Annotated in this window: 9 protein-coding genes; 5 read left to right on the top strand and 4 right to left on the bottom strand. The window is 49.4% G+C overall.

Features of this window, described 5'->3' with window-relative positions:
* Both ACFVYJ_RS01425 and ACFVYJ_RS01430 read right to left on the bottom strand, forming a co-directional pair.
* Positions 1-1,146: a HAMP domain-containing sensor histidine kinase gene (locus tag ACFVYJ_RS01425; protein WP_419414398.1), complete on the bottom strand. Its 1,146-nt coding sequence runs from the start codon at positions 1,144-1,146 to the stop codon at positions 1-3.
* Entirely contained in the window at positions 1,143-1,898 is a 756-nt protein-coding gene (locus ACFVYJ_RS01430) for a response regulator transcription factor (protein ID WP_419414399.1), read from the bottom strand. The genes ACFVYJ_RS01425 and ACFVYJ_RS01430 overlap by 4 nt, the downstream gene beginning before the upstream one ends.
* Before the next feature lie 150 nt (positions 1,899-2,048).
* Between ACFVYJ_RS01430 and hrpA the strand changes: the two genes are divergently transcribed.
* From hrpA to ACFVYJ_RS01455, 5 genes are all read left to right on the top strand, one after another.
* Positions 2,049-5,990 carry an ATP-dependent RNA helicase HrpA gene (hrpA, locus tag ACFVYJ_RS01435; protein WP_419414400.1) on the top strand — a complete coding sequence of 1,314 codons (3,942 nt, stop codon included), beginning with the start codon at positions 2,049-2,051 and terminating at the stop codon, positions 5,988-5,990.
* 402 nt (positions 5,991-6,392) lie between these two features.
* Positions 6,393-7,406 carry a porin gene (locus tag ACFVYJ_RS01440; RefSeq protein ID WP_419414401.1) on the top strand — a complete coding sequence of 338 codons (1,014 nt, stop codon included), beginning with the start codon at positions 6,393-6,395 and terminating at the stop codon, positions 7,404-7,406.
* A 150-nt stretch (positions 7,407-7,556) separates the two neighbouring features.
* On the top strand, positions 7,557-8,255 hold the full coding sequence (locus ACFVYJ_RS01445) for an MlaA family lipoprotein (RefSeq protein ID WP_419414402.1): 699 nt from the start codon (positions 7,557-7,559) through the stop codon (positions 8,253-8,255).
* A 169-nt stretch (positions 8,256-8,424) separates the two neighbouring features.
* The gene (locus ACFVYJ_RS01450; RefSeq protein WP_419414403.1) at positions 8,425-9,597 is read left to right on the top strand and encodes a PP2C family protein-serine/threonine phosphatase; all 1,173 of its coding nucleotides are present in this window, start codon (positions 8,425-8,427) and stop codon (positions 9,595-9,597) included.
* Between the two features lie 5 nt (positions 9,598-9,602).
* The gene (locus ACFVYJ_RS01455; RefSeq protein WP_419414404.1) at positions 9,603-10,085 is read left to right on the top strand and encodes an STAS domain-containing protein; all 483 of its coding nucleotides are present in this window, start codon (positions 9,603-9,605) and stop codon (positions 10,083-10,085) included.
* Positions 10,086-10,329: 244 nt separating this feature from the next.
* Here ACFVYJ_RS01455 and tal read toward each other — a convergent pair whose 3' ends face one another.
* Both tal and dusA read right to left on the bottom strand, forming a co-directional pair.
* On the bottom strand, positions 10,330-11,280 hold the full coding sequence (tal, locus tag ACFVYJ_RS01460) for a transaldolase (protein ID WP_419414405.1): 951 nt from the start codon (positions 11,278-11,280) through the stop codon (positions 10,330-10,332).
* Between the two features lie 13 nt (positions 11,281-11,293).
* Positions 11,294-12,319 carry a tRNA dihydrouridine(20/20a) synthase DusA gene (gene dusA / locus ACFVYJ_RS01465; protein WP_419414406.1) on the bottom strand — a complete coding sequence of 342 codons (1,026 nt, stop codon included), beginning with the start codon at positions 12,317-12,319 and terminating at the stop codon, positions 11,294-11,296.
* Positions 12,320-12,446 lie beyond the last annotated feature (127 nt).

Raw genomic sequence — 12,446 nt, forward strand, 5'->3', positions numbered from 1 at the left:
TTATTCGGTGGCCGCGATAACGGATTGCGGCAGTGATATGCCCGGAGCAAGTGGCGACGTCTTAGTTGATACCAGAAGCTCGCCTGGTAACCATAGCCAGATGTGCGTCATGCCGGTCGCATCGGCTTTCGCACCCACTTCACCGCCATGTGCTTCAACCAACTCTTTGACAATGGCCAGACCCAGTCCTGCGACCCCATATCCCCGGCCACGAGAGCGGTCGGCACGGTAAAAGCGTTCAAATATATAGCTGGCATCTTCGTTACTAAACGTTTGTCCATCATTACTGAAGCATAGCTTCAGTCCCTGCCGTGACTGAGAGAGTTTAACTTTTAAGCGGCCACCTTCAGTTGCGTAATGCCCGGCGTTTTCCACCAGGTTGCGCAGTACCTGTCTTAATTTGTCCGGATCAACAGAGATAAGATCACACTCTTTGGCCAGTTGCAGTTCGGGTTTAAGCTGGCGCAGTTCCAGTTGCGGTCGACCCAAATCGATGGCTTCAGCAATCATCTGGCTGATAGAGACGGTTTGTACATTCAGGTCAGCGCAAGCGGCATCAGCCCGGGCCAGGTTAAGCAGTGACTCAGCTAACTTGGCGAGACGTAGTACTTCGCCATGCAGCATATTCAGGGTGTCAGCGCTGGGTTCGATGACACCATCACGCATCGCTTCCAAGTACCCCTGGATGTTACTGAGAGGGGTTCTTAACTCATGTGCAGCATCGGCTACCATCTGTTCTCTCAGATACTCAATACGTGCCAGTGCGCAGGCCATTTGGTTAAAAGATTCTGCCAGTTGAGCGGTTTCGTCATTACCCTCTACAGGGACCTTAACCTGATAATCACCAGCGGCTAGACTGCGGGTAGCGTCCGCCATTCTGGACAGGGGTCTCAGTAGTCGCCTAGTGAGCAAGAAGCTTAATACCAAAGACAGAAATAGACCCAGGGCAGAGCCCCATATCAGATAGCGGTGTACTGTATTCAGGAACAGGTTATGGGCATCGCCGGGTTCGATATGGTACTGATTCATCAGCACCATAAAATAATCTGCCGCCAGGTAATCAATGGCACACCAGACCACAATCATCAGTGTTGAGATGACAGCAACATTGATACCGAGGAATTTCCAGAGAAGGCGATGTTTCATTGGTTTGAACCTGCTGTAGTTAGCTGCGGAGTCGATAAGCGATAACCAATGCCGCGCACTGTTTCGATACAAACATCCGCCTGAGTTTCAGACTCCAGTTTGCGGCGTAGTTTTCCCACATGCACATCAATAACCCGATCCACTACGACCTCACCGTTGGTGTTAATTGATCCGAGTAACTCCACCCGGGATAACACCTTGCCGGGTTGCTGCATCAGGGCTTCCAATAGTCGGTACTCAGTCGGTGTCAGGGGCAGGGTTTCATGGCCAACCCGAACCTGATGTGCCTGTTGATCGATCAGCAGATTGCCATGCCTAAGCTTGTGATCATGGTGATGTACTTGGCGCACCCGGCGTAAAATGGCATGAACCCGGCCCATAAGCTCATTGGGGCTGAACGGTTTGACCACATAATCATCTGCGCCAAGCGCAAACCCTTGTACCCGGTCTGCCTCTTCTCCTCGAGCCGTCAACATAAGCACCGGAATATCTGATTGAGTACGTAATTGCTGTAGTACTTCCCAGCCATCAAGGCCGGGCAGCATGAGGTCAAGAATAATCAGGTTGGGCAGCTGTGCCAGTGCAAGCTGTAAACCCTGTTCGCCATCGTGGGTGACGAGGGCGGTCATACCTGCATGTTCCAGATAAGCCTGGACCAGGTTGGCAATATGCGGATCATCTTCAATCACCAGTACAAGTGCCTGGCTCTTGGTTGGCTGTTTGGATGACTGGGGTTGTGGCATTGATGTCATGTTATTGGTTCAGTCTGGCTGGGTGAATATGGCTATTCGACATTGGGTTCTCTACAAAGTTTAGCTGTTATGGCCAGCGGCCACCTTAGGTTGTGCTTAAGTTATCGCTGCTTATAATGCCTGTCTGTTTTATCTGGTGACAGGAATTCCATGTCTGCGTCCTTGCTCAATGAGCTGAAGTTACAGTTTGCACAGTGCCTGATCAAAGATCAGGAATGGCTGGAGCGTAAATATACTACGGCTAAACAGCGTCTCAAGCGCGGTCAGCCGGCCGACCGTATGTTGGCAGAACTGCAGACAAGGGTCAGCCGCTCACTGGAGTCGGTTGCGGCGCGTCACTGGCCGGATAAGATCAACTACCCGAACTTGCCGGTCTCGCTCAAAAAAGATGAGATCAAACAGGCGATTGCTGCACACCAGGTGGTGGTTGTGGCCGGGGAGACCGGATCAGGTAAAACCACCCAGTTGCCTAAAATGTGCCTCGAGTTAGGGTTTGGGCAACGGGGCTTGGTAGGCCACACGCAGCCGCGGCGTTTGGCAGCTCGGACAGTGGCGAACCGTATTGCTGAAGAACTGGATGGCGCCTTGGGTCAGCGGGTGGGGTATCAGGTACGTTTTCATGAAGAGGTAAGTGCCAGTACTCAGGTTAAACTGATGACAGATGGTCTGTTGTTGGCGGCGATCCAGTCAGATCCTATGTTGCTGGACTATGAAGTGATTATTATTGATGAGGCGCATGAGCGGAGCCTCAATATCGACTTCCTATTGGGTTATCTGAAGCAGTTATTACCCAAACGGCCTGATCTTAAACTGTTAATTACCTCGGCAACCATCGACCTGGAACGTTTTTCTAAACATTTTGATGGGGCCCCCATCATTGAGGTGTCAGGCAGAACCTATCCGGTTGAGGTGATCTACCAGGCGGATATTGATGATGGTGAAAGCGATTCAATGCCAGGGCAGATTCTCGGGGCAATCGAAACGCTGGTTGCAACAGAACCAGCAGGACATGGGCCTGGTGATGTGCTGGTGTTTCTCAGTGGCGAGCGAGAGATACGGGAAGCAGCAACTTACCTGCGCAAAGCTCAGACATTCTCAGCGGCGTTGAAACATACCGAAATCTTGCCGCTCTATGCGCGGTTGAGTTTGGCAGAACAAAACCGGGTATTTAACAGCCAGACGCGGCGCGGCCGGCGTATTGTGCTGGCCACCAATGTGGCAGAAACCTCTTTGACTGTGCCGGGTATTCGCTATGTGGTAGATACCGGCACAGCGCGTATTAGTCGTTATAGCTACCGTTCAAAAGTGCAGCGATTACCGATTGAAGCGGTATCAAAAGCCAGCGCCAACCAGCGCGCGGGTCGTTGTGGACGTGTGGCTGCGGGCATCTGTATCCGCTTATATAGCGAAGCAGATTTTACCGCACGGCCAGACTATACCGATGCGGAAATTCGCCGGACCAATTTGGCGGCGGTGATTTTGCAGATGCTGGCGTTGAAGCTGGGCGATATTGCGGATTTTCCGTTTATCGACCCGCCTGACAGTCGGTTTATTAATGATGGCTTCAAGCTGTTGCAGGAGCTGGGTGCGGTAGATGATAGGCGCCGTATGACCCGGGTTGGGCACCTGTTGTCTCGTCTGCCGGTTGACCCTCGTTTGGGCCGTATGATTGTGGAGGCTGCACAGAATAATTGTTTACGCGAAGTTTTGATCATTGTCAGTGCTCTAAGTGTGCAAGATCCAAGAGAAAGACCTGCGGACAAACAACAGGCCAGTGATGAGAAACATCGTAGCTATGCGCATGAAGAATCAGACTTCCTGACTTTTGTGAACCTTTGGCAGTTGTATGAAGAGCAGCGTCAGGCACTGAGTCAAAGTCAGTTGCGCCAGTTTTGTCAGAAAAACTACCTTTCCTTTATGCGGATGCGTGAATGGCGCGATGTACATCGACAGTTGCATTTGTTTTGCCGTGATCTGAGTAAGCGCGAGGCTAGCTTTATTGAGCGGCCGGATCCGGCTGATTATGCGCCGGTGCATCGGTCTCTGTTGGCTGGGCTGCTTAGCCATATGGGCTTCAAACAGGAGAAAAAAGAGTACCTTGGTGCCCGTAATCGTCGCTTTCAGTTGTTCCCAGGATCTGGCCTTTATAAAAAGCCGCCAAAATGGCTTATGGCCGCTGAGCTGGTTGAAACAAGTCAGCTCTATGCTCGCTGTGTCGCTAAAATTGAACCGCAATGGGCAGAGTCGTTGGCGGGTCATCTGGTTAAACGTAATTACAGTGAGCCGCATTGGCAGCAAAAACGTGCCCAGGTGGTCGCTACCGAACAGGTGCTGCTCTACGGTTTGGTGATTATACCGAAACGCAGTGTCAATTACGGTGTCATTGATCCTGAAGTCTCCCATCAGCTCATGATTCGCGGTGCGCTGGTAGAAGGGCAGTTTAAAGCTCGCTTACCCTTTATCGAACAAAACCGTCAGTTGCTTGAAAGTGTCGCTTTATTAGAGGAAAAGTCCCGCCGCCGTGACCTGTTGGTCGATGAGGAGCAGCTATTTGACTTTTATCAGCAACGTTTGTATCAGCTGGATGGTCGGGCGGTAGTTAATGGCGCCGGATTTGAAAAGTGGTTCCGGCAGTTGACGTCCGAGCAGCAGCAGATGCTGGAACTGACAGCAGAAGATGTGCTGCAACGTTCTACGGGTCACGTCTCTGCCGCAGCCTATCCGGATTACTTTCAGTGGGAATCGCACCGCCTGCGGCTCGCATATCACTTTGCGCCGGGTGCAGATGATGATGGTGTTTCTCTCCAGGTGCCATTGCCATTGTTGCAGCAGCTTCCGCTACAGCAGATGGAATGGCTGGTTCCCGGTATGTTGGAAGATAAGTGTATTGCCTTACTTAAAGGTCTGCCAAAACAACGCCGTAAGCATTTTGTGCCGGTGCCGGATTATGCGCGTGCATTTGTTGAGGCCATGGTGTTTGCTGAAGGTGATCTGTATGAACGACTGGCGCACCATTTGTTACGTATGAGCGGCGTGCGGCTGGAGCCAGATGAATTGCGTCAGGTGGCCTTGCCAGATCACTTTTACATGAACCTCAGGCTCTTGGATGCGAAGGGTGAACTGGTCGCCCAATCGCGGAGTTGGCAAACCCTACAGCAGCAGTTTGCTGATGAAGTGGAAAAACAACTCAATGTTCAGCCGCGGCAGCAGTGGGGTAAAGAGGCGATTACGGGCTGGGATTTTGGTGAAATTAAATCCAGTGTTCGTATTAGTCAGTATGCTGGTGTGGAAGTGGAAGCTTATCCGGCGCTGGAAGAACGAGGTGATACCGTAGCACTGTGTTTAAAGGCCACCATGGAAGAAGCCGAACAGGTCTCACGAATGGGGGTGGTGCAGTTGGCGCTGCTTGCGCTGACAGAGCCGGTGAAATACCTACGCCAGAAAAAACAGCAAAACCGCCTGGCAACCCTGGTGTTACAGCTAGGGGGAACCTGGTCGGTCACAGAACTGCAACAGCAAATGATTTTGCAGACTTGTCGGCAGTTGCTGGGGGTGGATGATGACTTGCCAAGAACTCAGCAGGTATTTGAAGCACGTCTTGAGGTCTGCCGGGCTAACCTGGTGGAGCGTTATGAGGTGTTATTAGCCTGGCTACAGCAGTGTGCTGCCACGACCCACAGTATTAACAAACAATTGAAAGGTAAGCTGCAACTCAATGAAGTCACAGTGTTGAATGATATCAAGCAGCAGCTTGCTGCGTTGTTCAGCGCAAAATTCATCGCCAATACCGAATGGCAGTACCTTGAGCACTACCCGCGTTACCTGTTAGCTATTGAAGCAAGGTTGGAAAAGTTTCGCCGGAACCTGCGCGCGCAAACGCTGCAAAGTGAACAGATACAACAGCTATTCCAACAGTACGAGGCGCGTCAGGCAGAAAGAAACCAGCAGGGACTGTGTGATCGCCAGTTGATTACGTACCGCTGGATGTTAGAGGAATACAGGGTTTCATTGTTTGCTCAGCAATTGGGGACTCAGTATCCGGTATCGGAAAAACGTTTGCGTCAACAATGGCAGTTGGTCAGCGCAGGTTAAGCTGCAGAGGTTAAAGTGGTTCTACTGTCTACTACTAAAGTTTTGCACTCAGCAAGGTGTCCCGGAATTAACTTAACTATCGGAAAGTTATAGAGTAAATTTGGTTGCACCAATCTAGAGCTTGTGCTGTAATACGGAGGGTCTACGACTTAATGGCAGTAGTGATGTTTAAGTTGATAGGCGCAAAAAATAGGGACATATTTGTGGAACTTAAAGGCTTCAGACAGAGGGTCGTAAAAAAAGTTTCGATGAAAGTATTATAAGGAAAACATTTCATTTAATTGAAATATATTTTTTTTATAGTATTTTCATAGCGTATCTGCGGCATGGCTTCAGATGCCAAGCAAAAATAAAGATTCACAACCTAGTATGTTGAATTAAAAAATCGAAGGGGAAAAGTTGATGAAGAAGTCAATTATCGCTCTGGCTGTTGCCGGTGCTATGACTGCTCCAGTGGTTGCTCAGGCTGACGCTACTCTGTACGGTTCTTTCCGTATGGGTGTTGCTTCTACTAGTAACGATGGTGCTCCAGGTGCCAAAACTGATGGTGATATCGACGTAGTTGATACCTCCAGCCGTATGGGTGTTAAAGGTGATATCGATCTGGGTCTGCAGGACACTAAAGGCCTGTTCCACTGGGAAGCTCAGGTAATCGGTACTGACGATCCTGATCAGACTGATACGCTGCGTGCACGTCTGCTGTACATCGGTGCACAGGGTGACTGGGGTAAGGCAACTATCGGTAAGCAGTATATGCCTCACTACCTGCTGATCAGTTCGCCTACTAACGTATTCAACCCAGGCGATGGTTCTTATGGCGAGCGCTTTAATCTGGGTAATAGTGCAACTGGTAAAACTAGACACTACCTGAAGCGTACTGAAGGTACTGTTGCTTATGCTTCGCCAAAAATCGGTGGTTTCCAGTTCATCGCTGGTGCTGCCCTGCTGGGTGATAATGACGACGACAACGGTGTTAACGATGACAATGTAGATATCTACAACGTTGCGGCTACCTACACTGTTGGTGGTTTCACTCTGTCTGGTTCTGTAGCTAGCTTTGATGATGGTGCCGTTAACGAAAACGACATCTGGGGTATCGCTGCTAAGTACAAAGTTAACGGCTTGGAGCTGATGGCTAAGTACGAAGACGAAGAAGAAGATGTTAACGGTTCTAAGGCTGTTGAGTCTGACGTTTGGGAACTGGCTGCTCGTTACACTGTAAACAGCACCTCTTTCTACGGTCGTTACTCTGACTTCGAATCTGAAACCACTCTGGCTGACTCTGACTTCAAACAGTGGGGCGTTGGTATCCAGCAGAAACTGGGTCGTGGTCGCGTTTACCTGGAACATGTAAACAACGACAGCGAAGATACTGCTGGCGATCGTACTATCGCAGGCTACCGCGTAGACTTCTAATCAGCTGATTAGATCTCTTCTAGATAAAAAGGCTCCTACGGGAGCCTTTTTTGTTGCCTGTTTTTCATTGTTTGCAGCGCAATATATTTATTGCGGCGCATAAATTGTCTAGAATGGGCAATCTTGTGCTTGAAAATAAAGGACTCTTCGATGAAAGCATCATTTGCTCGTTGGATAACAATGCTGCTGTGTAGTGTGCTGATGGCTTCTGCGGTAAATGCAGAAGAAAACACCACTGATCCCTGGCAGGGATTCAACCGTGCAATGTTCAATTTCAACGAGGGGCTGGATGCCTACGCCCTGAAGCCTGTCGCAAAAGGCTACAAAGTTGTTATGCCCGATCTGGCTGAACGTGGTGTAACAAACTTCTTTGCCAATTTAGGTGATGTCAGTAATGTGTTTAACAACCTGCTGCAGGGTAAAGTGGATAATGCGCTGCTTAGTGCTGCGCGCTTAGGGTTTAACACTACCTTTGGTTTGGTGGGTTTAATCGATGTTGCTACGCCGATGGGTATTCAAAAACAGCCGGAAGATTTTGGCCAAACACTGGGTTATTGGGGTGTAGATAGTGGCCCTTATGTGGTGTTGCCGTTCTTCGGCCCTGCTACAGTACGTGATGGTTTGGGCCGTATTCCTGACAGTATGATCGACCCGGTTATGCAGGTTGATGATGCTGGTGCTCGCAATGCGCTATATCTGACCCGTGTCGTTGATACTCGGGCTGGCTTGTTGCAGGTAGAAAAGTTAATTTCAGGTGATAAATATACGTTTATTCGCGATGCGTACCTGCAAAAACGTGAATATGACATTACTGATGGTGCAGAAAATTACGACGATAGTAATTTCTGAGCCAGTACACGAGGGGCATACCAAGATGCTCCTCATCCTTTTTCTCTACTTGCATGTCAGCTACCTTGGATTTAAGGTTCTACCATGAAACTGAGATGCTGTAGATTAGGTTTTACTAGGTGATGGCAAATGGACCGGTGTATCCCGTCATCGCCCCAAGGGTCGGATTATGAATCAGACCCATCAACAGGTTTTGGTCATCCACTCTGATCCGCAGCGGATCATCCAGTTTTTACAGGGTGTTGTTCCTCCTCAAGTTCCTTCACTCGATATTATCTCTGTGCTTAATTCAGAGCAGGCTCAGGCCGCATTAGATAATGATGTGTTTTCACTGATCATTGCCTGTGTTGGTGGCACTGAACTCACATTGGCGGAGTTCAGTGGTTTGGCTGAACAGCAGTCGCCCAGGCCGATTATCTGTTTGCTGGATAAAACGGATAATGATCAGGTTTTATCTCTACTGCGCCACGGCGCTTCCAATGTTTTTCCGCAGTCTGCCCTCGAGTCAGATCAGCCAGGTTTGTTAAGTGCCATACTAAAATTGCTCCAACAGTCTATGCTGTATGAGCAGCATCATATGGTGCAGGAAGCACTTGAGCGAAGTTATGCAGAGCTAAGAGCTGATCAGCAAGCAGCGCTACATATTCAGCAAAACATGCTACCCCCGGAGTGCCTTCAGTTATGTGACCTGGAAGCACGCTACCTGTTGATTCCATCTTTGTACCTGAGCGGTGATTTTGTTGATCTGGTTGAGATTGATCGCCATCGCTGTATGTTTTATTTAGCGGATGTCTCAGGGCACGGTGCTTCATCAGCATTGGTAACGGTGTTGCTGAAAAATATGACACACCGCTTGCTAAGAAACTTTCGGCGCCGGTCAAGCTTTGATATTGTTTCGCCACTGGATACTCTTGGGCGTATCAATGCCGAGGTGCTGGATACCGGGTTAGGCAAGCATCTGAGTATTTTTCTCGGCTTGTATGACAGCAGAGATAGCAGTCTTACCTATGCGGTTGGTGGACACCACCCTATGCCGGTACTATCTGACAAAGAGGGTGTGCGTTTTCTGGAAGGCCGGGGCATGCCCGTTGGTTTGTTTGAAAAACCGCAATTTGAAGAGCGTAAACTGATTTTAACTTCTCCTTTTCAACTGACACTGTTTTCGGATGGTATTCTGGAAGTGATGCAGGAGCCGGATCTTGCTGCCAAGGAAGAGCGACTCTTGCAGGCGGTAATTGCCGCTAAAGGAGGAGGCCCTGAGCAACTGAAACAGCAGTTGCTTCCCGCTATAATGGGCGAAGCTCCCGATGACATTGCCATCATGACTGTGGCCAGGCACTGAAACTTATGCAAGACGGCTCAATTTATTATGCCCTGATGGGTGGACGTTACATTCTCAAATTTGTTGGGGATGTGAGGTTAACGTTGTGCTCATCACTTGATCAGCACCTGAAATCTGTTCTGGATCGTAGTTATGTTCAGGATATTTTGGTCGATCTTACAGAAACGACAGGTATTGACAGTACCACGCTTGGTTTGATTGCCAAGCTATCGATCTACGCTGAGCAATGTCATCTGCCTCACCCAACCATTGTTTCAACTAATCGGGATATCACTCGTGTGTTAATGAGTATGGGATTTGATCATATTTTTGTGCTTTTGGACTCGTTACCGCAGGACAGTGCGGACCTCGAGGCACTGCCTTTGGTTAAAGAATCGGCAGAAGAGATACGTCTGCGTATTGTTGAAGCGCACCGTATTTTAATGAACCTAAATGACTCTAACCGTGAGGCATTTAAGGATTTGATGATAACGCTGGAAGATGCTTGAAGGAGCATCTTTTTTGGCTTATTAAATACAATTTTAATAAAAATTAGGAAAAATTCTCATAGCGCTATATCGGCAACATATTAGAATGGGTGCTGTTAGGGGTCGAGACAGATGGAATTGTCACAGCGCAGGGACGCGCATCGACTTCGACCAATCAGGGACGATTGGATTCCAGCATGGATGCTGGTGGAAAAAGCCCGGTGGCTGATTAGCCTCCGGGCTTTTTTTATTCTGAATAGCAGGTTTAACTGGAGAGTAACAGTTGTTCTAGTTTTACCTGATCTGCAGCAAAGTTGCGGATACCTTCTGCCAGTTTCTCTGTAGCCATGGCATCCTCATTCATATTCCAGCGGAACTCTGCTTCAGTGATGGCCCAGCGCCCTTCAGTGCTGGTGGCATTCTTAGCCGCCAATTTGACGTCTAGCGGCGCATTTATCTGCTCGAGTTCTTCCATAAGTGTAGGCGCAATGGTCAGCCGGTCGCAGCCGGCCAGTTCGCGAATTTCATCTGTATTCCTAAAGCTGGCGCCCATAACAATGGTGTTATAGCCATTGTGTTTGTAGTAATTGTAGATACGGCTGACTGATTGTACGCCGGGGTCGTTCGCTCCCTGAAAGTCAGCGTCCTGATGCTGTTTGTACCAATCCAGAATACGCCCAACAAAGGGGGAAATCAGATATGCACCAGCATCTGCACAGGCCACGGCCTGGGCAAAGCTAAACAGTAGTGTCAGGTTGCAGTTAATGCCTTCCTGCTCCAATTCCCGAGCTGCGGCAATGCCTTCCCAAGTGGCTGCAATTTTGATCAGAATACGCTCGCGGGAAATGTCGTTGGCTTCATACATGCCAATGAGTTTGCGTGCCCGCTGGAGGGTCGCTGCAGTATCAAATGACAAACGTGCATCGACTTCTGTCGAGATCCGCCCGGGAATGATCTGCAGAATTTCACTGCCGATATCCACAGCCAGGCAGTCAGTCATGTTGTTGAGCTGCTCAGCACTGCTGCCGCCTTGGCGGTCTGCCCAGGTTTTGGCTTTCTGTAGCAGTGGGGCATAACGGGGGAGTTGTGCCGCTTTTAGTAGCAGTGAAGGGTTGGTAGTAGCATCTACCGGGCGGAAGCGTTCGATCGCCTCAATATCGCCGGTGTCAGCTACGATAGTGGTAAGTTGTTTCAATTGTTCCAGCTGATCTGACATCTTGTAAAAATCCTTAAATTCGTCGACTTATGCAGGCCAGTGCGTCTAACAGCGTGTCGGGAGTGGCCTGTTTATGGTGTCCATGTTCGCTTATGAAACGACGGAATTTTTTACCGCCAGGCTGAGCATGAAACAGCCCCAGCATATGGCGGACAATGTGGTAGAAAGGTGTGCCCTGAGCCATCTGTTGTTTTATGTAGGGTAACATGGCGCGTGCTACCTGATCCCGTTCGGGCTTAGCATTATCGGCGTTAAATAGCGCCTGATCGACATCTGCCAGTATGAAGGGGTTATGGTACGCCTCTCTGCCTAGCATAACCCCGTCGACATGGCTAAGGTGTGCGAGGGACTCATCCAGTGATTTAATGCCGCCGTTGATAATAATTTCCAGCTCTGGAAAAGCCTGTTTTATTTGATACACCCAGTCATATTTCAGGGGTGGGATCTCTCGGTTTTCCTTTGGGCTGAGGCCATCCAGAATCGCTTTGCGCGCATGGATGATAAATACGTTACAGCCGGACTGTCTTACGGTATCGACAAAAGCAAACAGTTGTTCATAGCTGTCCATATTGTCTATGCCCAAGCGATGCTTTACGGTAACAGGAATAGATACTGCTGACTGCATGGTATGCAGGGCATCGGCAACTATTTGTGGGTGTGCCATCAGGCAAGCGCCAATCATATTATTCTGCACCCGATCGCTTGGGCAGCCAACATTCAGATTAACTTCACTGTAACCATATTGCTCTGCCATCACTGCGCATTTAGCCAGATCCGCAGGGTTACTGCCGCCCAGTTGCAGCGCCACCGGCTGCTCCTCTGGGTTGAACTGTAGAAAGCGGGCAGGTTCAGCATGCAGCAGAGCCCCGGTTGTCACCATTTCGGTATAGAGCAAGGCATGCTTAGTCAGCAGGCGATGAAAATAACGGCAATGCCTATCCGTCCAGTCCATCATCGGCGCTACGCAGAAGCGACGGCTGAAACCGGTTTGAACTGTTGTTGGTGTTATAACTGTGTTGTGATCGATTACAGGTTGCATGCAGTCTGACTAATTGCAGTTGGTTCCGGTGGGGTTCGCGCTGTTTGCAAGGCTGAACGTACTCGTGGTTACCGGAAGCAACATGGATGCTGTTGAGCAGAAAGTGTTTTCGAGTCTCTGCTATATT

The organism is Pontibacter sp. JAM-7 (genome assembly GCF_048548695.2).
In the GTDB taxonomy this organism is placed as follows: Bacteria; Pseudomonadota; Gammaproteobacteria; order Pseudomonadales; family Balneatricaceae; genus Neptuniibacter.

Coding starts and splice junctions, on each gene's coding strand:
- ACFVYJ_RS01455 (WP_419414404.1), top strand. CDS start 9,603: ATGCAAGACGGCTCAATTTATTATGCCCTGATGGGTGGACGTTACATT.
- ACFVYJ_RS01450 (WP_419414403.1), top strand. CDS start 8,425: ATGAATCAGACCCATCAACAGGTTTTGGTCATCCACTCTGATCCGCAG.
- dusA (WP_419414406.1), bottom strand. CDS start 12,319: ATGCAACCTGTAATCGATCACAACACAGTTATAACACCAACAACAGTT.
- ACFVYJ_RS01440 (WP_419414401.1), top strand. CDS start 6,393: ATGAAGAAGTCAATTATCGCTCTGGCTGTTGCCGGTGCTATGACTGCT.
- ACFVYJ_RS01425 (WP_419414398.1), bottom strand. CDS start 1,146: ATGAAACATCGCCTTCTCTGGAAATTCCTCGGTATCAATGTTGCTGTC.
- ACFVYJ_RS01430 (WP_419414399.1), bottom strand. CDS start 1,898: ATGACATCAATGCCACAACCCCAGTCATCCAAACAGCCAACCAAGAGC.
- tal (WP_419414405.1), bottom strand. CDS start 11,280: ATGTCAGATCAGCTGGAACAATTGAAACAACTTACCACTATCGTAGCT.
- hrpA (WP_419414400.1), top strand. CDS start 2,049: ATGTCTGCGTCCTTGCTCAATGAGCTGAAGTTACAGTTTGCACAGTGC.
- ACFVYJ_RS01445 (WP_419414402.1), top strand. CDS start 7,557: ATGAAAGCATCATTTGCTCGTTGGATAACAATGCTGCTGTGTAGTGTG.